Source organism: Rhizobacter sp., from assembly GCF_032229685.1.
Lineage (GTDB): Bacteria > Pseudomonadota > Gammaproteobacteria > Burkholderiales > Burkholderiaceae_C > LMDS01.
In genome coordinates this window covers 370,271-395,184 of sequence record NZ_JAVTWP010000031.1, presented here as the reverse complement: position 1 = coordinate 395,184, position 24,914 = coordinate 370,271, and the positions used below count along the sequence as shown (strand labels likewise).

Genomic DNA, 24,914 nt, shown 5'->3' with positions numbered 1-24,914 from the left:
TCAGTCGAGCCGGTCGGGATCAGAGGTGGCCCCGGTGGTTCAGACAGTCGCCCGGGTTTTCTAAGTGGATCTCTACAGGGTTGAAGGGGTGAGAGTGCTCAGGCCGCGTCGGCAAGCGAGGCCCGCGAAGCGAAGTAGAACTCGTCGGGCGTCATCTTGTCCAGCGTCGAGTGTGGCCGGCGCGTGTTGTAGAACTCGATGTACCTGCCGATGCCGGCCTTGGCCTGGCTGACCGAGTCGTAGGCATGCAGGTACACCTCTTCGTACTTGATCGAGCGCCACAGCCGCTCGACGAACACGTTGTCGCGCCAGCTGCCGCGCCCGTCCATGCTGATCTTGATGCCATGCTCGTGCAGCGCGCTGGTGAACTCCAGGCTCGTGAACTGGCTGCCCTGGTCGGTGTTGAAGATCTCCGGCGTGCCGTACTTGGCGAGGGCCTCGTTCAATGCTTCCAGGCAGAAGCCTGTCTCCATCGTGATCGAGATTCGGTGCGCGAGAACGCGCCGGCTGGCCCAATCGACGATGGCGCACAGATAAACCCAGCCCTGAGCCATCGGGATGTACGTGATGTCGGTGGCCCAGACGTGGTTGGCACGGGTGATCTTGAGCCCGCCCAGCAGGTACGGGTACACCTTGTTGTGCGGGTGCTTGCGGCTCGTGTTGGGCTTGCGGTACAGCGCCTCGATACCCATCCGGGCCATCAGCGTGCCCACGTGCCGGCGGCCCACCGCGAAGCCTTCTCGCTGCAGCAGGTCGCGCAGCATGTGAACCGCCCCGGACTTCGTGGAGTGGAGGCTGTTTGGTTTAAGTCAGGCTGCCACCATGGCGACTTGACTGGCGAGATGCCGGAAGTAGTTTGCCTCAGCTTCAGCGGGAGGTATGTAGCCGATGGGTTCAAGCAAGCGGTGGTTGTTGAACCAGGCCACCCATTCCAGCGTGGCCAGCTCGACCGCTGCCTTGGTCTTCCAGGGCGCTCGGCGATGAATCAGCTCCGCCTTGTAGAGCCCGTTGATCGTCTCGGCCAAGGCGTTGTCGTAGCTGTCGCCCTTGCTTCCCACGGAGGGCTCGACGCCGGCCTCGGCCAGTCGCTCGCTGTACCGGATGGACACGTATTGCGACCCGCGGTCCGAGTGATGAATCAAGCTGCTGTCGCGCTCGGGTTGACGTGCATACAGCGCCTGCTCCAGAGCATCGAGGACGAAGTCCGTTCGCATCGAACTGCTCACCCGCCAGCCCACGATGCGCCGGGCGAACACATCGATGACGAAGGCCACGTAGAGCCAGCCCTGCCAGGTCGAGACATACGTGAAGTCCGAGACCAAGAGCTGGTTCGGCCGCTCGGCACGGAACTGCCGGTTGACCCGGTCCAGTGGGCACGCTGCCTTGCTGTCGCTGATCGTCGTGCGCACCACCTTGCCGCGCATCACTCCGCGAAGCCCGTGTCGCCGCATCAGCCGCTCAACGGTGCAGCGCGCCACCGAGGTGCCTTCACGCCCCAACTGCCGCCAGACCTTGTCGGCACCGTAGACCTGCATATTAGCCTGCCAGACGCGTTCGATCTGCGGCACCAGCACTTCGTCGCGCTGGACCCTGGCGCAGCGTCTGTGGGGCTCGCGCCGAAGCGCGGCATGTCGTCGATATCCCGACGGGGCGATCTGCAGAACCTTGCAGATCGGCTCGACCCCATGGGTAGCACGGTGCTTGTCAATGAAGTCCCTCAAGACTTGAGTCGGCGGTCGAGCTCCGCCTGGGCGAAAAACGCGCTGGCCAACTTCAGGATCTCGTTGGCCCGGCGCAGTTCCTTGACCTCGCGCTCCAGCTCCTTCATGCGCTGCGCGTCGGCCGTGGTCACACCGTCTCGCACACCAGTGTCGACCTCTTGGCGCTTGACCCATTCCAGCAGCGTCTGCGGCACGCAGCCGATCTTCGGCGCCATCGACTCCACGGCTGCCCACAACGATGGGTACTCCCCGCGGTGCTCCTGCACCATGCGCACCGCCCGCTCACGCACCTCTGGTGAAAACTTGTTCGACTTGTTCATGGCTCCATCTTCTCAAGAGTTGGAGCCTCCTCAAAACCCGGGGCGGTTCACAGCGCGCCGACGCGGAACGCGTCATGCACGCCGAGCAGATAGTCCGACTCGACAAGTCGTACAGCCGCGGCTGTGGTCCCGGCCCTTTGTGCACGCTCAAGACGGCGTCGCATGAGAAGTCTTCCCCAACGATCCGGGCTCGCGTCGGCGAAGACGCCGAAGGTTTCACTGCCCTGCTGCGGGTGTTGACGCCCTGCGAACAGCCCCAGCCTTGGATCGAGTCGCAGGTTGGCGTAAGCGCGGTCATCGAGCACGAGCCTGTCGAACTCGAACTCGAATACCTCGCGCCCGGCCCCGCGCCGAGCCCTCAACAAGCCAAGACGGAGCGGCGCAGACAGACCGTCCCAGTCGGCGTAGACCGCGATCTTGCGCGTACCCGTGGCCATGCCGTCAGCAGTGCCGCTTCTTCGGGACCGGCGTCGTAGGCTCAATCAGGTCAGCGAGGATGCGGGAACTGGTGAAGCCACTGTCGCTCATCCACCCGCTCGCGTCGCCCGAAGGCTTCGCACGTGGCCGCACTGTCGGTACGGGCGCATCAACCTGCCGCGCGCTGAGGTCGCGCCTGACGCGCTTGACCTGCACGGGCTGACTCGCCACAGTTTTCTTGGCATCCACCTCGGCGTCCTGCGCGACCCCGGCCGTACTCGCCGCCACTGCAGTGCGTCCCGCCGGTAACCTGGCGTCCTGCAACTCGCGGCCCAGAGGATCCGCCTGCCCCAGCAGGTCGAGATCCCGCTCGATGCCGAGCACCTGCATCACAGCGAGGTAGGCACCGATCGTGACGCCCGGCCCGCCACGCTCCAGGCTGCGCAAAGTCATGGGCGCCATGCCAGCCCGTTCGGCCACCTGCTTGGACGACAGTCGCCGGCGTCTGCGCGCCAAACACAGCCGCTCGCCGAACCGAAGCAAGTGATCCTCTGTCACTGGCAGCAGGGGTGAAGTCTTCTTGGCCATAGTGCCATTATTCTAGCGATTTTAATAACATATCGCCAGATTATATTCACTATTTTCCACTCTACCGTTCTGCGCGTCATCCCGCCGGTTGTCTGCCGGCTTCGGCCGCGGCTGGCTTTTGGCCAGGTCAGCGCCCATCATGTTTTCGCCGTTGGCGACCTCAAGACCGCACTGCGCTTCGTGGCCCAGCCCGCTGAGACCTTCTCACCCGTGCTCGCTGCAACTGCCGGCTCTTCGTATCGCCTAGCCATCACAGCCGGACGAAGCCGAAGATCCTCAAGATAGTCTGCCCATGCCTTCATCATGTGCCGCCGCTGCTCCATGAACTCCGCCCGATCGTAGGCCGCACCCAACGGGCCGCCCTTTTCGTGGGCGAGTTGTGCTTCGATCACGTCCGGATGCACGTTCATCCGTTCGACCATGATGGTTCGGGCCATTGCCCGAAATCCGTGCGGCGTCATCGTGTCGTTGTCGAAACCCATCCTTCGGAGAGCGACGCGCACGGTGTTTTCGCTCATCGGTCGCTGAATGCTTATCAGCGACGGAAAAACGTAGCGTCCCTGACCCGTGAGCGGCTGCAAGTCCTTCAGAGCCGCCACGGCCTGCGGCGGCAAAGGGACGCAGTGGGGACGCCCATTCACCTTTTCCCGCTTTGTGCGCTTCATCTTGTCCGAGGGGATCGTCCACATCGCTTCGTCCAGATCGAGTTCGCTCCACTCCATCTGTCGGATGTTGCCAGGCCGCTGGAAAAGGAATGCCGACAGCATCAGCGCCGTTCGTGTCGAGGGCTGCCCTTGGTAGCCTTGGATCGATCGCATCAAGTCCCCGGCCTGGCTCGGCTCGAGAATCGCCGACATATGCCGCGTCATGATCGGCTTCAGCGCGCCTCGAAGATCGGCCGCGGGATTGCGTTCACATCGACCGGTCGAGACGCCGTAACGGAACACCTGGCCGCACGCCTCAAGCACCGAGTGCGGCAGTTCTCGTACCCCGCGGCTCTCGACCCGCCGCAGCGTTTGCAGCAGCATCGGGGCGCCGATCTGCGACAGGGTGAGTTTGCCCAGCCAGGGGAACACGTCTTTGCTCAGACGTTCCAGCCAGCGCTTGGCATAGTGATCGCTCCAGCCGGCCTTTTTGGTCGCGTGGAACTCGCGGGCAGTGACTTCAAACGTCGCGTTGACATCGAACTGGGAACTGAGGCGTTCAACCTTGCGCTGAAGAACCGGATCGACCCCACGCAGCTGTTGTTTCCTCGCATCGTCGCGAGCGACTCGCGCCTCCTTCAGCCCGATTTCGGGATAGCTGCCAAGCGCCAGGCGTTTCTCTTTCCCGCTGAAGTAGTACTTCCAGAACCAGCGTTTCGATCCCGATGGAACGACCTCAAGGTACAAGCCACCGGAGTCCGCGAGTCGGACGCGCAGTTTGCCGCTTGGGCAGGCCGCGTTCTTGCAATGTGTTTGAGTGAGCATAGGGGAACAAACCTCCGAACGGACAGGGACACTGCCGTTCGTTCCCCTACATGTTCCCCTACATCCGCTGAGCTGTCGTGAGACGGCAGGAACTCTCCAGACACAAACGACCACGTAAGTCGTTGATTTTGCGTGGCGTCTGGGTCTCTATGAGACCTTGTGAAGAGCAGGGATGGGGTGGCTGATGGGGCTCGAACCCACGACAACAGGAATCACAATCCTGGACTCTACCAACTGAGCTACAGCCACCGTAGAGCTTGAAATTATAGCGGATGCCCGAGCGGGCTCAACCGAAACGCCCGGCTGCGCGGCCTGCGCATCGCGTCATTTCGGGGCGGCGCTGGCGGCGCTCGCAGCGGCCTCGGAAACCTTCAGCGCGTCAGACTTGATCTCGACCTTGAAGCGCGATTTCAGCGCGCCGTAGTAGGCCTGCGATTCGGCGTCGCCCCAGGCCTGCGCATACTGCGCCTGCCCTTGTGTCGCGTCGGCCGTGACTGGGTCGCGCCCGAGCACCTTGCTGACTTTGACGACCGCATAACCTTGCTCGCCGAGGTCGACGCCGACGAACGCCGGCAACGTGGCCACAGGCGCCTTCAGCAGCGCATCGAGCACGGCCGACGGCACTTCGCGCGGCTGGGCCCGCGACACCACCTGCACCGGCTCGGTCAGCGCCGTGGCGGGCGCAGCGCGCAAGGCAGCAAGACGCTCTTCACCGAGCTTGCGGGCGAGTGCCGCAGCCTGCACCGCGGCGAGCCGGTCGCGCACCCGCGCCTTGACTTCGGCCAGCGGCAACTGGTGCGCCGCCGCGTACTGGAGCACGCGCCCCGACACCATCGTGCTCGGGGCGATCTCGACCGCTTCGGTGTTGCGCTTGTTGCGCAAGGCATCGGTGCCGAACAAGGCTTCCAGAAACTTCGGGTTCGCGAGCGCGCCGGTGGCACCGGGCACCGCGCTTCGTTTCACGTTCTGTGCAGTGCGGAGTTCGAGTTTGAACTTGTCGGCGGCAGGCTTCAGGCTGTCGGGCTGCTCGTAGACCATGTTGGTGAACTCGACCGCGACCTCGGAGAAACGTTTCTGGGCCAGTTGTGTCTTGACCTCCGCTTCGAGCTCGGCGCGCACCGATTCGAAGCTGCGCTTCTCGCCGCCCTTCACCGCGGCGAGCTTGATGATGTGGTAACCGAAGTCGCTCTCGACAACGGCACTCAGTTCGTCGGGCTTCAGGCCGAAGGCCGCGTCTTCAAACGGCTTGACCATCGCGCCGCGGCCGAAGAAGTCGAGGTCGCCACCCTTCTCTGCCGAGCCCGGGTCTTCGGAGTTCTTGCGCGCCATGTCGGCAAACGCCGCCGGGTTCTTCTTCAGCTCAGCCAGCAGGCCTTCGGCCTTGGCCTTCGCTTTCGCGCGTTCGGCTTCAGGCGCGCTCTTCTCGGCCTTGATCAGGATGTGGCTCGCGCGCCGCTCTTCGGGTGTGGTGTAGCGCCTCTCGTTCTCGGCGTAGTACTTGCGCAGGTCTTCCTCGGACACGCTGATGCCCTTCTTGAGCGTGTCGAGGTCGAGCACCACGTACTCCACCGAGGCCTGCTCGGGGGCCTGGAACTGCAGCGCGTTGGCCGGGTCCTTGTAGAACTTCTCGATGTCGGCATCGGTCGGCGACACCTTGTCGAGCGAGGCCTTGGTGTCAAAGCGCTGCACCTGCACTTCACGCTGCTGGAACATCGCATCGAGCGCACCCGCCGTGGTGCTCACCGGCGCGAACGCGGTACCCGCCAGACCCAGCATCACCTGACGCAATGTCAGGTCCTGGCGCAGGCGCTGCGCGAACTGCTCCGACGACATGCCCTGCGCACTGAGCACGTCCTTGTTGATGCTGCCGTCGGGGTTGCGCATGAAGGCGAACTGCGAGTCGGCCGCGAACACGCGCTGCAGGCGAGCATCGGTCGTCACCAGATCGAGCTTGTCGGCGGCCGCCAGCATCACGCGCTGCCGCACCAGCCCGTCGAGCGATTGGAGTTTCATCTCAGGCGTGTCGAACATCTTCGGGTCGACGCTGGGCATCTGCTGGCGCACACGTTCCATCTGGTCACGCTGCGCCGCTTCCCACTCGGTGCGCGTGATGTTGTGGCCCGCCACCTTGGCGACGGAATCGTTCGCCTCTCCGGTGAAGCCGCTGTAACCCTGGATCCCGAAGAACACGAACGACGGGAAGATCAGGATCACCAGCAGGAACTGCAACACGCGTGTGTGCTTGCGGAAAAAATCGAACATCGGAAGCCTCTGTCAACGGGCCGCCCGACTGCAGGGCAGCGGGGCGGACAGGCGGGTGCAGGAAGGGTGGTCGGGCCACGCGTCGAACCTTGGTTCACGCGCAAAAGCAACAAAGGCGAACCGAGGTTCGCCTTTGACTGCTTGGCTTCGACAATTCTAGCCGGTCACTCGGGGTGCAAATGGGTGGTGGGTGCTGAGGGGCTCGAACCCCCGACCTACGCCTTGTAAGGGCGCCGCTCTACCAACTGAGCTAAGCACCCGCGTTGCTCGAAACTCGTTGCGCAGGTCTTCAGTTGACCGCGTCTTTCAGTGCCTTGCCGGGCCGGAACTTCGGAACCTTCGCGGCCTTGATCTTGATCGTGGCGCCGGTGCGCGGGTTGCGCCCGCTGCGTGCCGCGCGCTTGCCGACGCTGAAGGTTCCGAACCCGACGAGGGACACGGAGTTGCTCTTCTTCAGCGAGGTTTTCACACCGCCGATCACGGCCTCCAAGGCGCGCGCCGCGGCCGCCTTGGAAATGTCGGCCTGCTTGGCGATGTGTTCGATCAATTCACTTTTGTTCACGGGTGCTCCCCCTCTCTAAAGGTCTCTCACATGGAATTCGGGTGGTGTTCGGGCCGCGCGGCGATGGCCTGCAAGGCGCGATTGATTACAGCCGTGCGCTCACCCACTGTCAAGCGCGGAAGCGGATTCTATTCGTAATCGAACGCCCCCGATCATGGGGAAACGCGCGCTTCCTCGCTTGACAAAAGCCGCTGCGCGCGGCTCACCGAACAGGTGCGCGCACCACCAGAGCAACCCCGGTGACGGTGAAGAACATGCCCAGCAGCATCTGCGGCGTGAACGACTCTGCGAACAAAGCCCAGGCCATCAACGCGGTGCACGGTGGCACCAGGTACATGAGGCTCGTGACCCGCGTGGCCGCACCGCGTTGCAACAGCATGTAGAGCAAGGAACTGCCACCGAGCGTCAGCCCCAATACGGACCAGACCATCGCGCCGATCATGTGCGGGTGCCACACGATCGGCTCGGTCTCGAGCAGGGCCAGGGGCAAGGTCACCACGAAGGCCGCGAGCAACTGCACCGCGCTGGCACTGCGCACGTCGCAGGGCGCGACGAACCGCTTCTGGTAGAGCGTGCCGACGGTGATCCCGAGCAAAGCGAACGCCGCCAGAGCCAGGTTCCACGGTGTCACTTCGCCACCGCCGAGCTTGGGCCACACCACGAGCACGAGGCCGAGCAGCCCGAGCGACAGGCCGAGCCACTGCCGTTTCGACACGCGTGACTGGTTCGCGGCGGAAGCGGTCAGCGCTGTCCAGATGGCGGTGAGCACCGGCTGCAAGCCCACGAGCAGTGCGACCGTGCCGGCGCCGATGCCGGCCTTCACGGCAGACCACACGCCGCCAAGGTAGGCCGCGTGGATCAACATCCCCACCACGGCGAGGTGAAACCATTGTTCGCGGCCGCGTGGCCACTCCACACCCGCGACGCTGATCCAGCCCACGAAACACAGCAGCGACAGTGCATAACGCAGCGCGAGAAAACTCATCGGCGGCGCGTGGGGCATGCCGAACCGTGCCACCACGAAACCCGTGCTCCAGATCAGCACGAAGACCCACGGCATGGACCGGATCAGCGCACGCTGCCGGTCGGATTCTTCGACCTGCACCCCTAACGCGCCTTGGCGCGAATTTCGGGCAGCGCCTTCTGCAGGTAGTACACCATCGACCAGATCGTCAGCACCGCCGACGCATAGATCAGCACCGTGCCCCACTGCTGGGTGTCGATGATGCCGAGGAGTTTGCCGTGGTACAGCAGGAACGGGATCGCGACCATCTGCACCATCGTCTTCACCTTGCCCAGCATGTGCACCGCCACGCTGCGCGAGGCACCGATCTGCGCCATCCATTCACGCAAGGCCGTGATCGCGATCTCGCGGCCGATGATGATCAGCGCGATCAGGCTTTGCACACGCTCGAGTTCCACCAGCACGAGCAATGCAGCGCAGACCAGGAACTTGTCGGCCACCGGGTCGAGAAAGGCGCCGAACGACGACGTCATGTTCAGCTTGCGGGCCAGGTAACCGTCGGCCCAGTCGGTCAGCGCCACCACCACGAACAGCACGGTGGCGAACAGGTTGCGGTCGGCCTCGGCCAGCGGCAGGTGGAAAACGCCGACGATCAGCGGAATGGCAACGATGCGCGCCCAGGTGAGCAGCGTGGGGAGATTGAAGAACATCCGCCCATTGTGACCAACTTCGAGCGCGCTTCGCGCCCGGGCTCAATCGAGGGTGCGCGGCTTGAATTTGCGGTCGTCGCTGAACAGGAACGACTCGGTGAAGCGCCAGGGTTTCGGCAGGCGCGAGACATCACCGAACGGCGCCGCCCGGTGCAGTGCGTCGACGGCCAGCTGGACCGTGTCTTTCGCTTCGCGCGGGTAACGCAGCGTTTCGATCTTGCGGATGCTGCCGTCGCCGTTGAGTTCGACTTCGAGCACGGGAATCGCCAGCAGCGGTTCTGGCGGCACGCCGGTGTAGGTGCTGCCCGGGTTGGCTGCCACGAGGCGCTGCGCGGCCTGCCGGCGCAATTCGTTCCAGTTGCGCACAGCGCCGGGCGCGCTCAGGCGCGACGAGCCGGCCGGCGGCGCGGGGGCTTTCGCAACGCTTTGCCCCGCACCCACCGCAGGGGCCGGGGCCGGAGGCGGCGAAGACGAACAGCCCGCCAGAACGCTCAATGTCAACAGGCTCAGGCACGCACGCCGGTCAATGCAAAGCACGATAGATTTCCTCTGCCAGTTCTTTCGATATGCCGTCGACCGTGAGCAGGTCTTCGACGCTGGCGTGCCCCACCCCGCGCACGCCCCCAAACCTCTGCAGCAGCCGGGCGCGCTTTTTCGGCCCCACCCCTGCAATCTCTTCGAGCTTGCTCGCACCGGTGCGCACACTCGCCCGCCGCGCCCGCATGCCGGTGATGGCAAAACGATGCGCTTCGTCGCGGATCTGCGCCACCAGCATCAGCGCCGCCGAATCGCGCCCGAGCGCCACCTTGGCACGGCCATCGGCGAACACCAGTTCTTCGAGCCCGACCTTACGGCCTTCCCCCTTCTCGACGCCAACAATGCGTGCGAGATCGATGCCCAGCTCCTCGAAAACTTCACGCGCCATCGCCACCTGACCACGCCCGCCGTCCACCAGCATCAGGTCGGGCAGGCGCGCTTCGCCCTTGGCCGCCGCCTCGGCGATCTTCGAATAGCGGCGTGTCAGCACCTGGCGCATGGCCGCGTAGTCGTCGCCGCCGGTGATGCCTTCGATGTTGTAGCGGCGGTACTGGGCACTTTGCATCTTGTGGGCTTCGAACACCACGCACGATGCCTGAGTCGACTCGCCGGCGGTATGGCTGATGTCGAAACACTCGATTCGGAACGTGTCGAGGTTCTCGACCGCCAGATCGAGCGCGCTCACCAACGCACGCGTGCGCGCCTGCTGCGAACCTTCTTCGGCCAGCAGTTGCGCGAGCTTCAGCTGCGCGCCGGTGATGCACATGTCGAGCCAGGCCCGGCGCGGCTCGCGGGGCTGGTGTTGCGCGGTGACCTTCACTCCGCTCTGCAGTGAAAGCGCCTCGATCAGGGTCTTGCTGACGGCGTGGCTCAGCACCAGCAAGGGTGGCACGCCACCGTCGAGGTAGTGCTGCGCGATGAAGGCTTCGAGCACCTGAACCTCGGGCGCGTGGCGGGCCCGTGCCGAGCCCGCAGCGCCTTCGTCGGCCTCTTCTTCGACCACTTCGACCGCGTCGTCCACATGCGCCGGGAAGTACGGCCGGTCGCCCAGGTGGCGCCCGCCGCGCACCATCGCCAGGTTGACGCAGGCGCGCCCGCCTTCGACCTTCACGGCGAGGATGTCGGCGTCCTTTGTTGTGACCCCGGTGTTGTCTTCGACCGACTGCTGGTGCAGCACGCGCGACAGCGCGCCGAGTTGGTTGCGGATCTCGGCCGCCTGCTCGAACTGCAAGGCTTCGGCGCGCGCCATCATCTGCTTCTGCAGGCCGTCCATCAGCTCCTGCTGCTCGCCGAGCAAGAAGCGTTCGGCGTTGTTCACGTCCTGTGCGTAGTCTTCCGGCGAGATGAAGTTGACGCACGGGCCGGAACAGCGCTTGATCTGGTACAGCAGGCAAGGCCGGGTGCGGTTGTTGAAGACGGTGTCTTCGCAGGTGCGCAGCCGAAACACCTTCTGCAGCATCTGGATCGACTCTTTCACCGCCCAGGCGCTCGGGAACGGCCCGAAGTAGCGGTGCTTCTGATCGACCGAACCACGGTAGTAAGCCACGCGCGGGAACTTGTGCGAGGCGATCTTCAGGTACGGGTAACTCTTGTCGTCGCGGAACAGGATGTTGTAGCGCGGCGCCAGCGTCTTGATCAGGTTGTTCTCGAGCAGCAGCGCTTCGGCTTCCGAACGCACCACCGTCGTCTGCATGCGCACGATCTTCGTGATCATGTGGCCGATGCGCGTGCCGCCGTGGTTCTTCTGGAAGTAGCTCGACACGCGCTTCTTCAGGTCGCGCGCCTTGCCCACGTAGAGCACAGCGTCGTTCGCGTCGAAGTAGCGGTACACACCGGGCAGGCTCGGCAATGCCGCCACTTCGGCGAGCAGGCGCGCCTGGGCCGCGCTCTCGTCGCTGCCGGTGTCGTCGGTCGTGGAATCGCCCTCGTTCATCGGGCGCCATTGTGCCGCGCAGGCCTTTTGGATAATGCGTGCGATGCACGACACGCCAGCCCGCCGGTGGGACATCTACTGCCGCGTCATCGACAACCACGGCGACATCGGCGTCTGCTGGCGTCTGGCCTGCAACCTGGCAGCGCGCGGCCAGCAGGTGCACTTGTGGGTCGACGACGCTTCGGCGCTCGCCTGGATGGCGCCGGCCGGTGCCCCTGGCGTGCGGGTCTCGCCGTGGCCGACGGGTTTGCACAACGACGAGCCCGGGCAGGTCGTGATCGAGGCCTTCGGTTGCGAGTTGCCGGCGTTCGTGGTCGAACGCATGGCCGCCATGAAGGTGCCGCCGCTCTGGGTCAATCTCGAATACCTCAGCGCCGAGGGGTTCGTCGAACGCAGCCACCGGATGCTGTCGCCCCAACGCGGCGGGCTGAAGAAGTGGTTCTTCTACCCCGGCTTCACCGAGCGCACCGGGGGCCTGATCCGCGAAGCCGACCTGCTGCAGCGCCGGCAACGCTTCGATGCCGCCGCGTGGCTGCGCACGCTGGGCACCGAGCCCGCGGCCGGCGAGCGGGTGGTCAGCCTGTTCTGCTACGAACAACCCGCCCTGCCCGCGCTGCTGCGCCATCTTTCACAGCACCCGACCCTGTTGCTGGCGACTTCGGGGCATGCTGCCCGGCAAGTCGCACACCTGCTCGGCCCGTCATTGCAGTGCGGCGCTTTGCGGGCCAGGCTGCTGCCCGCCCTGTCGCAAAACGAGTACGACCACCTGCTGTGGGCCAGCGACCTCAACTTCGTGCGTGGTGAAGACTCCTTCGTGCGCGCCCAGTGGGCCGGCCAACCCTTCGTGTGGCAGATCTACCCGCAGGCCGATGGCGTTCACGCGGTGAAGCTGCAGGCCTTTCTTGGGCGCTTCCTGGAAGGTGCCGACGCTTTCTGGGCCGCGCGCCTTCGCGACGTCTGGGCGGCATGGAACGGCGGCGGTGCAAGCTGGCCGGCCGAACCCGAGCTCGCAGCCTGGCAAGGCCGCTGCCTGAACTGGCGCGATGCCCTGGCCCGCCAGAGCGACCTGGCCAGCCAGCTGATCGGCTTTGCCGGCGAAACGCGCTAAAATCGCAGGCTTTTCGCGTGCCGACAGGGCGCGCGGACCGAAGTACAGCCAACGAACCACAAACGGAAACGCTATGAAGACCGCAATGGAATTTCGCGCCGGCAACGTGATCATGCTGGGCAAGGACCCGATGGTCGTGCTGCGCACCGAATACAGCCGCGGCGGCCGCAACTCGGCCACCGTGCGCATGAAGCTCAAGAGCCTGCTCTCGAACTCGGGCACCGAAGTCGTCTACAAGGCCGACGACAAGCTCGACCAGGTGATGCTCGACAAGAAGGAGTGCACCTACTCCTACTTCGCCGATCCGATGTACGCCTTCATGGACGCCGAGTACAACCAGTTCGAGGTCGAGTCCGAGAACATGGGCGACGCGATCCAGTACCTCGAAGACGCGATGCCGGTCGAAGTGGTGTTCTACGACGGCAAGGCCATCTCGGTCGAGCTGCCCACCAGCCTGGTGCGCGAGATCACCGACACCGAGCCGGCCGTCAAGGGCGACACCTCGGGCAAGGTGCTGAAGACCGCGAAGATCGCGACCGGCTTCGAGATCTCGGTGCCGCTGTTCGTGCAGACCGGCGACAAGGTCGAAATCGACACCCGCACGCACGAATACCGCAAGCGCGTGTAAAGCCTTCGGCAGACAGGACAGCGGGCGCCTCTGGCGCCCTTTTCTTTTTCTGGTGGCAGTTCTGCTCCATCATCGAGCCATGCCGTTCGACTTCTCCGCCGTCAGTGCGCCCTTCCGAATGCAACCCGGTCTGCGCAAGCTCGCGCCGGGTGCGCAGCAGCTGACGCCGAACCAGCCCGGTGACCGCGCGCTGGCCGAGAAGCTGCACGTGCTTCGAGGTGATGCCGGCCGCGCCCTGCTCTGCACGCCCGGGTTCGACGCCGGCCCGGCTTTGAGCGCCCTGATGCACCACGCCGTGGCCGAACACCCGCAGGCGTTCGCGCTCGACGGTGACGGGCACTTTTCGGCCTTTCGCCTCGGCTGGTCGCTGCGAGGAGACGAAGCCATCGGCCACGGCCCAAATGACATCGGGGCCTGCCTGCACCCCTTGCCCGCGCAACAACGTCTCGCGGCCCTGCTCGCGCTCGCGTTCGCCGAAGACCTGGCCGTCATCGACGCCCGCAGCGGCCGCGTCGACTGGCTCGCGGTCTGCCTGCCCTCGCGCTGGGCGCCCGAAGAAAAGATCGGCCGCCACTTCACCGAAGTGCACGCGCCGGTCGCCGACAACCAGTTGCTGCTGGCTGCCAGCGAACACATCGTGCGGCTCGTGACCGGGCCCGAGCGCTGGGAGCGCTTCGTCTGGACGCTGGTGGCGACCGCTCGTCTCGACCAGCACCCGCTGCGCCAGGCCCGCGCTCCATGGCCACTGCAGGGCGCTGATGCCGACGTGGCGGCGGCGGCTTTCCTTCGCACCGAGCGCCAGACGTTCATCCCGCTGCCCGATCGGCAGCAGGCGGTGTTCACGATCCATGTCGAAACCACGCCGCTGGCCGACGCGGTGGCGGCACCGGGCGCTGCGCGCCGCCTGCACGACGCGCTCGCCAGCATGAGCCCGGCGGTGCTCGACTACCGCGGCCTCACCGAAGCACGCGCGCCGCTGCTGTCGTGGTTGTCGCAGCAGGCTTTGCCTGCATGACGAACGAGCCGATCGCGCCGGGCTGGCAAGGCCGCGGGTCATACGTGGTGCTCGCCACGGGCTTCGAGCGGGCACAAGAATTCCTCTCCACCTGGGCCGCGTGGCGCTGTGACACGCAGCGCAGCGAGCGCCTGTGTTTCATCGCCATCGATGCGCAGCCCCCGTCGCACGCCGAACTGGCCGAAGCGCTGGCCGACTCGCCCCATCGGCCATTGGCCGAAGCGCTTCTGGCGGCGTGGCCACCGCTCACGCCCGACCTCCACTGCCTTCACTTCGACGAAGGCCGGGTTCAACTGCAGCTCGCGGTCGGCGAGCCGGGCCGGTGGCTGCCCGAACTCGTGGCCACGGTGAACGCGTTCTGCGTCGATGTCGCCAGCGTGGCGACTGGCATCTGGGATGAACGCCGCTGCAAGGCGCTCGGCCGCCTCGCGGCTCCGGAGGCGGTGCTCGAGTGCGCCACCGACGATGCCGTTGTGCGGCGCGGGCTGCTGACAGCGGGGTTCGATGTGCAACCCGGCGCAGGCGGCATCCAGGCCCGCTATGCACCGAGGTTCGTGCCGCGCCGCGCCATCGCGCGGGCCAACGAAGCGCGCGCTGGCGAGCGCCGGGCGCTGATCGTCGGTGCCGGCCTCGCCGGTTGTGCTGCTGCCGCAGCACTGGCCGAGCAAGGCTGGCACAGCACCCTGCTCGAACGCCGAGCCGGCCTGGCCGAAGAAAGCTCGGGCAACCCGGCGGGTTTGTTCCATGGCATCGTCAACGCGCAAGACGGCCTGCATGCCCGCTTCAACCGCGCCGCAGCGTTGGTGGCCCGAGAAGCCGTGCGCACCGCGATCGATGCCCACGGTGCACTCGGCAGCACCGACGGTCTCCTGCGCCTCGAGAACACGCTGGGCCAAGCCCGGATGCAAGCGGTGCTCGACACGCTCGGCCTGCCGGCCGCGTATGTGCAAGCGCTGGGCGCTGGGGAAGCGAGCGTGCTTTGCGGCATGCCGCTCCCCCATTCAGCCTGGTTCTACCCCGGCGGTGGCTGGGTGCAGCCGGCGGCGTTGGCGCGCTCGTTCTTCGAACGTGCTTCAGACCACGCACGCTTGCGCACCGGCATCACGGTGCAAGCGTTGCGCTTCGAAGGCAAGCAATGGCAGGCGCTCGACGCCGACGGCGCGGTGATCGACGCCGCGCCGGTGCTGCTGCTCGCGAACGCCGGCGACGCCTTGCGCCTGCTCGGCGCGCCCGGCTGGCCGATCGAAACAACGCGTGGGCAGATCAGCATCGCGCCAGCCGCAGCCTTCGGGCCACCGGGCTCGCCAGGTCGCAGCGCACTGCCCATCGCCGGTGCCGGCTACCTGCTGCCCGAGCTGAACGGGCAGGTGATGTTCGGCGCCACCTCGCAAGCAGCCGATGACGACGCATCGGTGCGCAGTGCCGACCACGCCGCGAACCTCGTTCAGCTCGCTCGGCTCACGGGCACCGCCTTGGCGATGGACACCGCCCAATTCTCTGGTCGCACCGCGTGGCGCTGGGCCAGCCGCGACCGTTTGCCGGTGATCGGCGCGGTGCCGTCGATACCGCTTTTCTGCGTCAGTGGCGCCGCCGACTCGCCGCCTGCTCGTCATGCCGACCAGCCGCGGTTCGTGCCGCGCGTGCCGGGCCTGTTCGTGTTCACGGCCCTGGGCTCGCGCGGCATCACCTGGTCGGCGCTCGGCGGGCGGGTGGTGGCCGCAGCGATCAGCGGCACGCCGGCACCGCTCGAAGCCAGCCTGCTCGACGCGATCGATCCGGCCCGGTTCGTCACGCGCCAGGTGTGGCGCGCGAACTCGCGCTGATCAGGCCAGCGCTGGCGCGTCGAGCCAGCCACGCAGCACCTCGTAGACGCGCGGGTGGTTCAGCAAGGCCATGTGGCCGATGCCCTTGACCTCGACCCGCTGCACGTCGCCGGCCAGACCTTCGTCGGACGCGCTCGACGCCATCACGAGGCCGTCGCCAAACAGCTTGCCGATCAGCGGGCCCATCACCGAATCACCGGCGTCGCCGAGCGTCGCCGAGACGAAGCGCAGCGCGACCGGCGCGTGCCCGGTGCCATGCACCGTCGACGCCGCGACCCGTCGCCCCTGGTGCCCCTGGCGCAAGTCCTTGATGCCCTGGCTGCGGGCATCGGCCATGCGGCCGAGCGGTTTTGTCACGGTCGACAGGCCGAGCGCGGCCGAGGTGGCATGGCCGAGCTTTTCAAGCGGGGCGCCCTGGTGCGGCGAACCCAGGCAGACGAGCAACGGCGCACGCGCCGCCCAGGCTTGGCGTTCGCTGCGGCCCCGCGCCAGCGCCGCGCGAGCGACCAGGCCGCCCATGCTGTGGCCGACAAGAAGCCACTCGTCCACCTGCGGCGCTGCGCGTGCCAGGCGTGTGAGCAGCGCGGCGAGTTGCTGCGCGTTGTTCTCGATCGCGAGGCCGGTGTTGTAGCGCAGGTAGAGCGAGCCGATCCTGAGTTCGCTGTGCAGCAGCGCGCCGTAACTGAGGGGCGCACCCGATGCGAGCACAGCGGCCCATGAAGAAGCAGCCCAGGCATCGCTGCGCAGGTTCCAGCTTTGTTCGTCGCAGGCCAGGCCGTGGATGAACAGGCACACCCGGCTCGGCAGGTGCGCCAGCGCGGCTTTCGAAACGGCGAGCGGTGCGCCGTGCGCGAACAGCCCCATCTGAACCGCGAGCGGGCTGGCCGAAGCCTGGAGCCGGTCACCCATCGCGCCGTTGAGCGCGCTGCGCACGGCCAGTTCCTTGCCCTGTGGCTGCCGCGAAGAATCGGTGCCGAGGCGTTCGACACCGGCGGCGAGCGCGAAAGCGGCGCCGCCACCGTGGCGCACGGCCGCATAGACACCTTGGGAGATCGCATCGTGCACGCCTTGCACGATGCGCGTCGGCACCGCGAGGCCGGGCACGAGTTGCAGGCTGTCGAAGGTCTTGCCGGCGATCGCCTGGTGCATCGCCTGCACGGTGGCCGTGGTGGCTTGCAGGGCGGTGTTCAGCACCGGTGCATAAGAAGCCGCGCCCTCGCCCGGAGGTTTGCGGCGGCCGGCCATGTCAGGGGGCGGGTTGGCCCGATGCGGGCTCGGTTCCGGCCCCGCTGTCTTCGGTCTCCGAGGCGTCGTCCGGAGCGCTTTCGCCGGTCTTGCGGTCGGCCTTTTCTTTCAGTTTCTCTTCTTTTTTCTTCTTCTTCGCCAACTCGCGCTGGCGCTTCTCGAACGAATAATTTGGTTTGGCCATGGGCCGTCCTTTTAGGCAAAGTCAGAGAAACGAACAAACACCGCGAGGTTACGCGCTTTTCGGCGCTGCACCTTCGAGCTGGTGTCAGAAAGTGAGCGTCTTCACGCCCTGCGCGGTGCCGAGCAGGCACACGGCCGCCTTGTTGCGCGCGAAGATGCCCACACTCACGACGCCCGGCCACTGGTTGATCTCGCGCTCCATCGCCACCGGGTCGGTGATCTGCAGGCCTCGCACATCGATGATGTGGCCACCGTTGTCGGTGACCACCCCGGCGCGCAAGCTCGGTGTGCCGCCGAGCGCACGCAGCCGGCGCTCGATCTGCGCCGCCGCCATCGGGATCACTTCGACCGGCAGCGGAAACGCACCGAGCGTGCGCACCAGCTTCGACTCGTCGGCGATGCAGATGAAGCGCTCGGCGATGTCGGCCACGATCTTCTCTCGCGTGAGCGCCGCGCCGCCGCCTTTGATCATGTGGCCTTTGTTGTCGATCTCGTCAGCACCGTCGATGTAGACGGGCACCGATTCGATCTTGTTCGCGTCGAGCACCACGATGCCGTGGGCACGCAGCCGCTCGCTGCTCTTTTCGCTGCTCGACACGGCACCGGCCACGCGTTCCTTCATCGCCGCCAGCGCGTCGATGAAACAGTTCACCGTCGAACCGGTGCCCACGCCGACCACGCTGCCGGGCAGCACGTAGGCGGTGGCGGCCTGGCCCACCAGGGCCTTGAGTTCGTCTTGGGTCATCGGTTCGGGTCGGTTGAAAACACGCCGCGATTATCCCTGCGCCGACTCAACGCGCACCGACCATGTCCTGCGGCCGCACCCATTGCTCGAACTGTTCGGCCGTGACCCAGCCCGAGGCGAGCGCCGCGTCGCGCAGGCTCAGGCCTTCCTTGTGCGCGCGCTTCGCGATCTGCGCCGCCTTGTCGTAGCCGATGTGCGGGTTCAACGCCGTCACCAGCATCAGCGAGCGCTGCACCAGTTCGCCGATGCGCTCGCGGTCGGCTTCGATGCCACGCGCGCAGTGTTCTTCGAAACTCTTCGCACCATCGGCCAGCAGACGCACGCTCTGCAACAGGTTGTGGATGATCACCGGTTTGTAGACGTTGAGCTCGAAGTTGCCCGAGGCGCCAGCCAGGTTCACCGCCACGTCGTTGCCCATCACCTGGCAGGCGAGCATGGTCAGCGCTTCGCACTGCGTCGGGTTGACCTTGCCCGGCATGATCGAGCTGCCCGGTTCGTTCTCGGGGATCCTGATCTCGCCCAGCCCCGAACGCGGGCCCGAGGCGAGCCAGCGCACATCGTTGGCGATCTTCATCAGCGAAGCGGCGAGTGTTTTCAACGCACCGTGGGCGAACACCATCGCGTCGTGCGCGGCCAGCGCCTCGAACTTGTTCGGCGCTGTCTCGAAAGCCAAGCCGGTGGCGCGCGCCAGTTCGGCCGCCACGCGCGCACCGAACTCCGGGTGCGCGTTCAGCCCGGTGCCGACCGCCGTGCCGCCGAGCGCCAGCTCGCGCAGGTGCGGTCGCGTGGTGCGCAGGTGGCGAATGCCGTGGTCGAGCTGCGCGACCCAGCCCGAGATTTCCTGGCCCAGCGTCAGCGGCGTGGCGTCTTGCAGGTGGGTGCGGCCGATCTTCACCACGTCGGCGAAGACCGCTGATTTGGCGGCGAGCGTTTCTCGCAGGGTGGCGAGCGCCGGCAGCAGGTGCGCCTCGATCGCCTGCATCGCAGCCACGCTCATCGCGGTGGGAAACACATCGTTCGACGACTGGCCGCGGTTCACGTCGTCGTTCGGGTGCACGAGGCGTGCTTCGCCGACTTCGCCGCCCATCAACACCGAAGCCCGGTTGGCCAGCACCTCGTTCATGTTCATGTTGCTCTGCGTGCCCGAGCCGGTCTGCCAAACCGACAGCGGGAACTGCGCGTCGTGCCGGCCGGCCAGCACCTCGTCGGCCGCAGCGACGATGGCTTCGGCCTTCTTCGCATCGAGCACGCCGAGCTCGCGGTTGACGACGGCCGCGCTGCGCTTGACCAGCGCCAGCGCCATCAGCAGCTCGTGCGGCATGCGCTCAGTCGAAATGTCGAAGTGGTGCAGCGAGCGCTGCGTCTGTGCGCCCCACAGGCTGGTGTGGGCAACGGCGATCTCGCCGAAAGTGTCGCGTTCCATGCGGGTGTCGTTCATCGGGCTCTCCTCGGGTCAACGCCGCAGTATGCCCACGCGGGGCTTTGCGACAATGGCGGCTCACGCCACGGCCTCTCGCGCATGTCACTCCTGCCCTACCCCATTGCCCGCCCCTTTCTCTTCGGCCTCGACCCTGAACACGCCCATGAGCTGACGCTGGGTGCGCTGGCCCGGTTGCAGAACACGCCCTTGCAATGCCTGTGGCAACAGCCACGCGTGAACGACCCGGTGACAGTGGCGGGCCTGAAGTTCCCGAACCGCCTTGGGCTGGCGGCGGGCCTCGACAAGAACGGCCGCTGCATCGACGGCCTGGGCGCCATGGGCTTCGGGTTCATCGAGGTCGGCACCGTCACGCCGAAGGCGCAGAGTGGCAACCCCAAGCCGCGCATGTTCCGCCTGCCCGAAGCCAACGCGCTCATCAACCGGCTCGGTTTCAACAACGACGGGCTGGGTGCTTTCCTCGCCAACGTGCAGAAGGCCAGGTTCCGTGGCCACGGTGGCATCCTGGGCCTGAACATCGGCAAGAACGCGGCCACGCCGATCGAGCGCGCGGTCGACGACTACCTGTTGTGCCTGGACGGTGTGTACCCGCACGCCGATTACGTGACCGTCAACATCTCGAGCCCGAACACGAAGAACCTGCGCGACCTGCAAAGCGACGCGGCGCTCGATGCGCTGCTCGCGGCTGTGCAGGAGCGCAAGCTGCGGCTCGCCAGCCAGCACGGCCGCCAGGTGCCGATCTTCGTGAAGATCGCGCCCGACCTCGACAGTTCGCAGGTCGACGCGGTGGCCGCCATCCTGAAGCGCCACGGCATCGACGGCGTGATCGCCACCAACACCACGGTCGCGCGCGACGCGGTCAAGCACCTGCAGCACGGCGCCGAGGCCGGCGGCTTGTCGGGGGCGCCGGTGTTCGAGGCATCGAACCGCGTGATCGCGCAACTGCGTGCCGCGCTCGGCAGTGCCTACCCGATCGTCGGTGTGGGCGGTGTGTTGAGTGGTGCCGACGCGCGGGCCAAACGCGCCGCCGGGGCCGACCTCGTGCAGATCTACACCGGCTTCATCTACCGCGGGCCCGTGCTCGTGGGCGAAGCCGCGAGGGCGCTCGCCACCGGGTGAACCGCATGGCGCTTCTGGCGCGTGCTGTTGTATCGTGTGTGCGACCGACCCTCGACACAGGCCGAGACCCCGATGGCAGCAGCGCAGCGTCAGATCAGCACCCGCCCGACGGCTTGGCTCTGCCTCCTCGCGGCCTGCGTTTTCGCTGCAGGCGCGGCCTGTGCACAAGATGCTGCCAGCCTGCGCGCGCGCCACGCGGCCTTGCAGGAACAGCTCGCCCGCAGCCCCCTGCAGCGCCCGATCGTGATCGAATCGAGCCAGACCGCCGGCGACCTGAAAGGCGAGGTCTTCTCGGTCGTCGACTGGCCCTACGCAGCGGTGCAGGCCGCACTGCAGAACACCGACAACTGGTGCGACCTGTTGATGGTGCATCTGCTGGTGAAAGACTGCCGCACCGGGGGCGCACAAGCACCCACGCTCAGCCTGGCCGTGGCCAGAACCTGGGACCAGCCGCTCGACGCCGCGCACCGCATCGACTTCCACTGCAAGACGGTTGCCAGCACGCCCGACTACCTGCACGTGCAGCTGAGCGCCGAGGCCGGCCCGATGGGCACGAAGAACTACCGTCTGATGCTCGAGGTGGTGCCGCTCGACGCGAAACGCAGCTTCATCCACATGTCGTATGCCTACGGCTATGGTTTCGCAGCGCGCCTGGCGATGGAAGGCTACCTGGCCACGCTGGGGCGCAACAAGGTCGGCTTCACCATCACCGGCCAGGGCAACGACGGCAAACCCGTGTACATGGGCAACGTGCGCGGCGTCGTCGAACGCAACACCATGCGCTACTACCTGGCCATCGAAGCCTACCTGGGCGCCATCGGTCTGCCACCGGCCGAGCAGAGCGAACGCCGCATGCGCGACTGGTACGCGAGCATCGAGCGTTACCCGGTGCAACTGCACGAGCTCGAGCGCAACCAGTACCTCGAGATGAAGCGCAAGGAAGTGCAGCGCCAGCAAGCGGCCGCGAAGCCCTGAGGCCGCTCGCGCCGCGCGGCTTCAGTGCAGCGGCACGCCGGTCTTGGCTTTCAGCTCGTCGAGCGTCACGCCTTCGGCCAGCTCGACCACCTTCAGGCCCTGTGGCGTCACGTCGAGCACGGCCAGGTCGGTGATGATGCGGTTGACGACGCCGACGCCGGTGAGCGGCAGGGTGCAGGCCGGGATGATCTTCAGGTCGATCGATCCGTCCTTCTTCTTCGCCACGTGCTCCATCAGCACGATCACACGCGCCACGCCGGCCACCAGGTCCATCGCGCCGCCCATGCCCTTGACCATCTTGCCGGGGATCATCCAGTTCGCCAGATCGCCCTTTTCGCTGACCTGCATGGCACCGAGGATGCTCAGGTTGATCTTGCCGGCGCGGATCATCGCGAAGCTGTCGTGCGAGCCGAAGATCGACGAGCCCGGCAGCGTGGTCACGGTCTGTTTGCCGGCGTTGATGATGTCGGCGTCGACTTGGTCTTCGGTCGGGAACGGGCCGATGCCGAGCATGCCGTTCTCGCTCTGCAGCCAGACCTCGATGTCGGGCGAGACGAAGTTGGCCACCAGCGTGGGCAGGCCGATGCCCAGGTTCACGTAGAAACCGTCCTGCAGTTCCTTGGCCGCACGGGCCGCCATCTGATCGTGTGTCCAGGCCATGGTCAGGCTCCCACTTTTTCGGTGAGCGTGCGCTTCTCGATGCGCTTCTCGGGGTTGGCGTTCAGCACGATGCGGTGCACGTAGATGCCGGGCAGATGAATCGAATCGGGGTCGAACGCGCCGGTCTGGACGATCTCTTCCACTTCGACGATGGTGGTCTTGCCGGCCATCGCCACCGCCGGGTTGAAGTTGCGTGCGGTGCGGCGGAAGATCAGGTTGCCGCTCTGGTCGGCCTTCCAGGCCTTCACAAGCGACACCTCGGGCACCAGCGAACGTTCCATCACGTACTTCTGGCCGTCGAATTCGCGCACTTCCTTGCCTTCGGCCACGAGCGTGCCGACACCGGTCTTGGTGAAGAAGGCCGGGATGCCGGCGCCACCGGCACGCAGCTTCTCGGCCAGCGTGCCCTGCGGCGTGAACTCGAGTTCGAGTTCACCGGCCAGGTATTGGCGCTCGAACTCCTTGTTCTCGCCCACGTAGCTCGAGATCATGCGTTTGATCTGGCGCGATTCGAGCAGCAGGCCGAGGCCGAAGCCGTCGACGCCGGCGTTGTTCGAGATCACGCTCAGGCCCTTGACGCCCGAGTCGCGCAGCGCCGCGATCAGCGCTTCAGGGATGCCGCACAGGCCGAAGCCGCCCACCGCCATCAACTGGCCGTCGCGCACCACGCCCTTCAGGGCTTCGGCGGCGCTTGGGAACACTTTTTTCATCGAGGTCTCCGTGGGGTTCGCAGCCGCAGAGCGTACTACGTAGTGCACTACGTAGTCGTTACGTAGAATCGCCTAAGCATACTTCCGCCCTGCCCTGGCCCCATGCGCTCCGCGCTCGACTACCGCACCGCCTTCGACCTCGCCCCGATCGGCCTGGTGTTGTCGCGCAACCGCCTGATCGTCGACTGCAACCAGCAGGTGCTCGAGATGTTCGGCGCGCACCGCGACGAGCTGGTCGGCGGCAGCTTCGAGCTGCTCTACCCTTCGCACGCCGAGTTCGAGCGCACCGGCGCGCGCATCGTGGCCAGCCTGAACAAGAGCGGCTGGTATGCCGACGAACGTGTGATGAAGCGCTTCGGCGGCCAGCGCGGCGGCGAGCACTTCTGGTGCCACGTTTCCGGGCGTTCGCTCGTCCCCGCCGCGCCGCACGCCGAAGGCATCTGGTCGTTCGAAGACCTGTCGGCTCGGCGCCAGATCGGCGTGGAACTCACGCCGCGCGAGCGTGAAGTGGCGGCTTTGCTGATCGAAGGCCTGACCAGCAAGCTGATCGGCAAGCGGCTGGAGATCAGCCCCCGCACTGTCGACGTGTACCGCGCGCGCCTGATGAAAAAACACCGCGCCTCGACCACACCCGAGCTCGTGCACAAGCTGCTGCGCGCCTGAGCGAGGCGCCCTACACCAGCGCCTTACACCAGCAGCTTGCGCACGTGCTCGGGCAGCGGCACCGACTTCGCGTTCGGGTAGTTGACCCAGACGGTCTTCGCGCCGCCCGAAGCGTAGATCACGCCCGGCTCGTCGGTGCGTTCCAGCGTGATGAAGGTGTCGAAGCTGCTGCGGCCCGGGTTGGCCACGTAGTGCTTGGCGAGCACGTCGCCCGGGAACTTGAGTTGCAGGATGAAGTTGCAGAACGCGTTGACGATGATCGCGCCTTCGCCGTTCGTGTCGAAAGGCCCCGACACCGCGTGCAGCCATTCGAGGCGAACCACTTCCATGTAGCGGAAGTAGATCGTGTTGTTCACGTGGCCCATCGCGTCCATGTCGCCCCAGCGGATCGGGATCACCATCTCGTGCGTGAGCTTCATCTGCTCGGGAAGATCGAATCGCATCACATCCTCGGTTCATTGACGTTGCACACCGAGCTCGGCGTAAAGCCGCTCGACCAGTGCGCGCAGTTCGGTCAGTTCGTTCTGCATTGAAGCTTGCTGAAGCTTCAGCGCGGCCACTTCACTGACCGCCACGAAGTCTTCCGATTCCGCGGCCACCGGCATCGAAGACACGTCGACCGCGCCGCAGAGCAACTGCGCCCAGCGCGGCTCGCGCGCCCCGGGCGCCCGCGGCAGTTTCACGACCAACGGCCCGCCCTTCTCGGGCGACCGCGTGGCGAGCTCATCGAGAAAACCTTCCACCGACGACATGTCGGCGAAGCGGTGCAGGCGGTCGCAGTTGGCACGCAGCTCCGGGCCGGTCTGCGGGCCACGCAGCATCAGCACCGCCAGCAGCGCCACCGACTGCGACGGCAGCCCCATCGCCCGGCCCATGTTGTGCTCGTAGCGCGTGACACGCGAGCCGCTCGCTTCGAGCACGAGGTGCAGGCTCTTCAGCGCGTCGACGGCGGCCTGCACTTCGCTTTCGGTCGCAGCCAGCACCGGGTCGCGCGCCGTCTTCTGGTTGCAGCCCAGCGTGAGCGAGTTGATCGACAGCGGGTAACTGTCGGGCACCGTGTGGGCCTTTTCGACCAGCACGCCGAGGGCGCGTGCTTCGAGCAAGGAGAGTGGCCGCAAG

General features: G+C 66.2%; 25 protein-coding genes, 2 tRNA genes, 1 pseudogene and 1 other annotated feature. Of the genes and pseudogenes, 7 read left to right on the top strand and 21 right to left on the bottom strand.

Features of this window, described 5'->3' with window-relative positions; all coding sequences use genetic code 11:
• Positions 1-98 precede the first annotated feature (98 nt).
• The 13 genes and pseudogenes from AC30PD_RS13545 to uvrC all read right to left on the bottom strand — a co-directional run.
• Positions 99-764, bottom strand: a pseudogene (locus AC30PD_RS13545) (IS3 family transposase); the annotation flags it as partial.
• A 45-nt stretch (positions 765-809) separates the two neighbouring features.
• Positions 810-2,041, bottom strand: a protein-coding gene (locus tag AC30PD_RS13540) for an IS3 family transposase (RefSeq protein WP_489536173.1) whose coding sequence is annotated in 2 segments (ribosomal slippage) — positions 810-1,753 and positions 1,753-2,041 — 1,233 coding nt in all. Because the reading frame shifts where the segments join, the coding sequence is not laid out codon by codon here.
• Positions 1,647-1,763 (bottom strand) — a sequence feature (AL1L pseudoknot). It overlaps the preceding gene by 117 nt.
• A gap of 47 nt (positions 2,042-2,088) precedes the next feature.
• On the bottom strand, positions 2,089-2,478 hold the full coding sequence (locus AC30PD_RS13535; protein WP_489536172.1) for a hypothetical protein: 390 nt from the start codon (positions 2,476-2,478) through the stop codon (positions 2,089-2,091).
• A 4-nt stretch (positions 2,479-2,482) separates the two neighbouring features.
• A complete protein-coding gene (locus AC30PD_RS13530; protein ID WP_489536171.1) occupies positions 2,483-3,046 on the bottom strand; it encodes a helix-turn-helix domain-containing protein in 564 nt (187 codons plus the stop codon).
• 137 nt (positions 3,047-3,183) lie between these two features.
• Entirely contained in the window at positions 3,184-4,515 is a 1,332-nt protein-coding gene (locus tag AC30PD_RS13525) for a tyrosine-type recombinase/integrase (RefSeq protein ID WP_489536170.1), read from the bottom strand.
• A gap of 173 nt (positions 4,516-4,688) precedes the next feature.
• Positions 4,689-4,764, bottom strand: a tRNA-His gene (locus AC30PD_RS13520).
• A 75-nt stretch (positions 4,765-4,839) separates the two neighbouring features.
• Complete coding sequence (locus tag AC30PD_RS13515) at positions 4,840-6,777, bottom strand: SurA N-terminal domain-containing protein (protein ID WP_489536169.1); 1,938 nt, start codon at positions 6,775-6,777, stop codon at positions 4,840-4,842.
• A 184-nt stretch (positions 6,778-6,961) separates the two neighbouring features.
• Positions 6,962-7,037: transfer RNA gene (locus AC30PD_RS13510), tRNA-Val, on the bottom strand.
• 29 nt (positions 7,038-7,066) lie between these two features.
• A complete protein-coding gene (locus AC30PD_RS13505) occupies positions 7,067-7,339 on the bottom strand; it encodes an HU family DNA-binding protein (protein WP_489536168.1) in 273 nt (90 codons plus the stop codon).
• Between the two features lie 202 nt (positions 7,340-7,541).
• Positions 7,542-8,399, bottom strand: coding sequence for a DMT family transporter (locus tag AC30PD_RS13500; protein WP_489536343.1), 858 nt, complete (start codon positions 8,397-8,399; stop codon positions 7,542-7,544).
• A gap of 47 nt (positions 8,400-8,446) precedes the next feature.
• Positions 8,447-9,013 carry a CDP-diacylglycerol--glycerol-3-phosphate 3-phosphatidyltransferase gene (gene pgsA, locus AC30PD_RS13495; RefSeq protein ID WP_489536167.1) on the bottom strand — a complete coding sequence of 189 codons (567 nt, stop codon included), beginning with the start codon at positions 9,011-9,013 and terminating at the stop codon, positions 8,447-8,449.
• Positions 9,014-9,055: 42 nt separating this feature from the next.
• Positions 9,056-9,379: a hypothetical protein gene (locus AC30PD_RS13490; protein ID WP_489536166.1), complete on the bottom strand. Its 324-nt coding sequence runs from the start codon at positions 9,377-9,379 to the stop codon at positions 9,056-9,058.
• Between the two features lie 157 nt (positions 9,380-9,536).
• The gene (uvrC, locus tag AC30PD_RS13485; RefSeq protein ID WP_489536165.1) at positions 9,537-11,483 is read right to left on the bottom strand and encodes an excinuclease ABC subunit UvrC; all 1,947 of its coding nucleotides are present in this window, start codon (positions 11,481-11,483) and stop codon (positions 9,537-9,539) included.
• A gap of 43 nt (positions 11,484-11,526) precedes the next feature.
• Here uvrC and earP point away from each other — a divergent pair, with 43 nt between their 5' ends.
• The 4 genes from earP (at position 11,527) to mnmC1 (ending at position 16,057) form a co-directional block, all read left to right on the top strand.
• Positions 11,527-12,591: an elongation factor P maturation arginine rhamnosyltransferase EarP gene (earP, locus tag AC30PD_RS13480; RefSeq protein WP_489536164.1), complete on the top strand. Its 1,065-nt coding sequence runs from the start codon at positions 11,527-11,529 to the stop codon at positions 12,589-12,591.
• Positions 12,592-12,664: 73 nt separating this feature from the next.
• Complete coding sequence (gene efp / locus AC30PD_RS13475; protein ID WP_489536163.1) at positions 12,665-13,219, top strand: elongation factor P; 555 nt, start codon at positions 12,665-12,667, stop codon at positions 13,217-13,219.
• 79 nt (positions 13,220-13,298) lie between these two features.
• A complete protein-coding gene (locus AC30PD_RS13470; RefSeq protein ID WP_489536162.1) occupies positions 13,299-14,234 on the top strand; it encodes a heme-dependent oxidative N-demethylase subunit alpha family protein in 936 nt (311 codons plus the stop codon).
• Positions 14,231-16,057: an FAD-dependent 5-carboxymethylaminomethyl-2-thiouridine(34) oxidoreductase MnmC1 gene (mnmC1, locus tag AC30PD_RS13465; RefSeq protein ID WP_489536161.1), complete on the top strand. Its 1,827-nt coding sequence runs from the start codon at positions 14,231-14,233 to the stop codon at positions 16,055-16,057. The genes AC30PD_RS13470 and mnmC1 overlap by 4 nt, the downstream gene beginning before the upstream one ends.
• On the opposite strand, the gene AC30PD_RS13460 is transcribed toward mnmC1, so the two are convergent.
• The 4 genes from AC30PD_RS13460 to fumC all read right to left on the bottom strand — a co-directional run bounded on the left by AC30PD_RS13460 (position 16,058) and on the right by fumC (position 19,668).
• On the bottom strand, positions 16,058-17,302 hold the full coding sequence (locus tag AC30PD_RS13460) for an esterase/lipase family protein (protein ID WP_489536160.1): 1,245 nt from the start codon (positions 17,300-17,302) through the stop codon (positions 16,058-16,060). It lies immediately after the preceding gene.
• 1 nt (position 17,303) lies between these two features.
• The gene (locus AC30PD_RS13455) at positions 17,304-17,486 is read right to left on the bottom strand and encodes a hypothetical protein (RefSeq protein ID WP_489536159.1); all 183 of its coding nucleotides are present in this window, start codon (positions 17,484-17,486) and stop codon (positions 17,304-17,306) included.
• An 84-nt stretch (positions 17,487-17,570) separates the two neighbouring features.
• On the bottom strand, positions 17,571-18,230 hold the full coding sequence (gene rpiA, locus AC30PD_RS13450) for a ribose-5-phosphate isomerase RpiA (protein WP_489536158.1): 660 nt from the start codon (positions 18,228-18,230) through the stop codon (positions 17,571-17,573).
• Positions 18,231-18,276: 46 nt separating this feature from the next.
• Complete coding sequence (gene fumC, locus AC30PD_RS13445) at positions 18,277-19,668, bottom strand: class II fumarate hydratase (RefSeq protein WP_489536157.1); 1,392 nt, start codon at positions 19,666-19,668, stop codon at positions 18,277-18,279.
• 81 nt (positions 19,669-19,749) lie between these two features.
• Here fumC and AC30PD_RS13440 point away from each other — a divergent pair, with 81 nt between their 5' ends.
• Positions 19,750-20,787 carry a quinone-dependent dihydroorotate dehydrogenase gene (locus tag AC30PD_RS13440; RefSeq protein WP_489536156.1) on the top strand — a complete coding sequence of 346 codons (1,038 nt, stop codon included), beginning with the start codon at positions 19,750-19,752 and terminating at the stop codon, positions 20,785-20,787.
• A gap of 72 nt (positions 20,788-20,859) precedes the next feature.
• The gene (locus AC30PD_RS13435; protein ID WP_489536155.1) at positions 20,860-21,762 is read left to right on the top strand and encodes a hypothetical protein; all 903 of its coding nucleotides are present in this window, start codon (positions 20,860-20,862) and stop codon (positions 21,760-21,762) included.
• Between the two features lie 21 nt (positions 21,763-21,783).
• On the opposite strand, the gene AC30PD_RS13430 is transcribed toward AC30PD_RS13435, so the two are convergent.
• Positions 21,784-22,422 (bottom strand): 3-oxoacid CoA-transferase subunit B, encoded by a 639-nt coding sequence (locus AC30PD_RS13430; protein WP_489536154.1) that lies wholly within the window; start codon positions 22,420-22,422, stop codon positions 21,784-21,786.
• A gap of 2 nt (positions 22,423-22,424) precedes the next feature.
• On the bottom strand, positions 22,425-23,132 hold the full coding sequence (locus tag AC30PD_RS13425; RefSeq protein WP_489536153.1) for a CoA transferase subunit A: 708 nt from the start codon (positions 23,130-23,132) through the stop codon (positions 22,425-22,427).
• A gap of 102 nt (positions 23,133-23,234) precedes the next feature.
• Between AC30PD_RS13425 and AC30PD_RS13420 the strand changes: the two genes are divergently transcribed.
• On the top strand, positions 23,235-23,795 hold the full coding sequence (locus AC30PD_RS13420) for a helix-turn-helix transcriptional regulator (RefSeq protein WP_489536152.1): 561 nt from the start codon (positions 23,235-23,237) through the stop codon (positions 23,793-23,795).
• Between the two features lie 23 nt (positions 23,796-23,818).
• Here the strand turns inward: AC30PD_RS13420 and AC30PD_RS13415 are convergent, their stop codons facing one another.
• On the bottom strand, positions 23,819-24,238 hold the full coding sequence (locus tag AC30PD_RS13415) for an acyl-CoA thioesterase (protein ID WP_489536151.1): 420 nt from the start codon (positions 24,236-24,238) through the stop codon (positions 23,819-23,821).
• A 12-nt stretch (positions 24,239-24,250) separates the two neighbouring features.
• A complete protein-coding gene (locus tag AC30PD_RS13410; protein ID WP_489536150.1) occupies positions 24,251-24,913 on the bottom strand; it encodes a YceH family protein in 663 nt (220 codons plus the stop codon).
• Between the last annotated feature and the right edge of the window lies 1 nt (position 24,914).

What these genes read in the sequence shown, in the direction of transcription:
- AC30PD_RS13535 (WP_489536172.1), bottom strand. Translation starts at nt 2,478, where the DNA reads ATGGCCACGGGTACGCGCAAGATCGCGGTCTACGCCGACTGGGACGGT.
- AC30PD_RS13530 (WP_489536171.1), bottom strand. Translation starts at nt 3,046, where the DNA reads ATGGCCAAGAAGACTTCACCCCTGCTGCCAGTGACAGAGGATCACTTG.
- AC30PD_RS13525 (WP_489536170.1), bottom strand. Translation starts at nt 4,515, where the DNA reads ATGCTCACTCAAACACATTGCAAGAACGCGGCCTGCCCAAGCGGCAAA.
- AC30PD_RS13515 (WP_489536169.1), bottom strand. Translation starts at nt 6,777, where the DNA reads ATGTTCGATTTTTTCCGCAAGCACACACGCGTGTTGCAGTTCCTGCTG.
- AC30PD_RS13500 (WP_489536343.1), bottom strand. Translation starts at nt 8,399, where the DNA reads ATGCCGTGGGTCTTCGTGCTGATCTGGAGCACGGGTTTCGTGGTGGCA.
- pgsA (WP_489536167.1), bottom strand. Translation starts at nt 9,013, where the DNA reads ATGTTCTTCAATCTCCCCACGCTGCTCACCTGGGCGCGCATCGTTGCC.
- uvrC (WP_489536165.1), bottom strand. Translation starts at nt 11,483, where the DNA reads ATGAACGAGGGCGATTCCACGACCGACGACACCGGCAGCGACGAGAGC.
- earP (WP_489536164.1), top strand. Translation starts at nt 11,527, where the DNA reads ATGCACGACACGCCAGCCCGCCGGTGGGACATCTACTGCCGCGTCATC.
- efp (WP_489536163.1), top strand. Translation starts at nt 12,665, where the DNA reads ATGAAGACCGCAATGGAATTTCGCGCCGGCAACGTGATCATGCTGGGC.
- AC30PD_RS13470 (WP_489536162.1), top strand. Translation starts at nt 13,299, where the DNA reads ATGCCGTTCGACTTCTCCGCCGTCAGTGCGCCCTTCCGAATGCAACCC.
- mnmC1 (WP_489536161.1), top strand. Translation starts at nt 14,231, where the DNA reads ATGACGAACGAGCCGATCGCGCCGGGCTGGCAAGGCCGCGGGTCATAC.
- AC30PD_RS13460 (WP_489536160.1), bottom strand. Translation starts at nt 17,302, where the DNA reads ATGGCCGGCCGCCGCAAACCTCCGGGCGAGGGCGCGGCTTCTTATGCA.
- AC30PD_RS13455 (WP_489536159.1), bottom strand. Translation starts at nt 17,486, where the DNA reads ATGGCCAAACCAAATTATTCGTTCGAGAAGCGCCAGCGCGAGTTGGCG.
- rpiA (WP_489536158.1), bottom strand. Translation starts at nt 18,230, where the DNA reads ATGACCCAAGACGAACTCAAGGCCCTGGTGGGCCAGGCCGCCACCGCC.
- fumC (WP_489536157.1), bottom strand. Translation starts at nt 19,668, where the DNA reads ATGAACGACACCCGCATGGAACGCGACACTTTCGGCGAGATCGCCGTT.
- AC30PD_RS13440 (WP_489536156.1), top strand. Translation starts at nt 19,750, where the DNA reads ATGTCACTCCTGCCCTACCCCATTGCCCGCCCCTTTCTCTTCGGCCTC.
- AC30PD_RS13435 (WP_489536155.1), top strand. Translation starts at nt 20,860, where the DNA reads ATGGCAGCAGCGCAGCGTCAGATCAGCACCCGCCCGACGGCTTGGCTC.
- AC30PD_RS13430 (WP_489536154.1), bottom strand. Translation starts at nt 22,422, where the DNA reads ATGGCCTGGACACACGATCAGATGGCGGCCCGTGCGGCCAAGGAACTG.
- AC30PD_RS13425 (WP_489536153.1), bottom strand. Translation starts at nt 23,132, where the DNA reads ATGAAAAAAGTGTTCCCAAGCGCCGCCGAAGCCCTGAAGGGCGTGGTG.
- AC30PD_RS13420 (WP_489536152.1), top strand. Translation starts at nt 23,235, where the DNA reads ATGCGCTCCGCGCTCGACTACCGCACCGCCTTCGACCTCGCCCCGATC.
- AC30PD_RS13415 (WP_489536151.1), bottom strand. Translation starts at nt 24,238, where the DNA reads ATGCGATTCGATCTTCCCGAGCAGATGAAGCTCACGCACGAGATGGTG.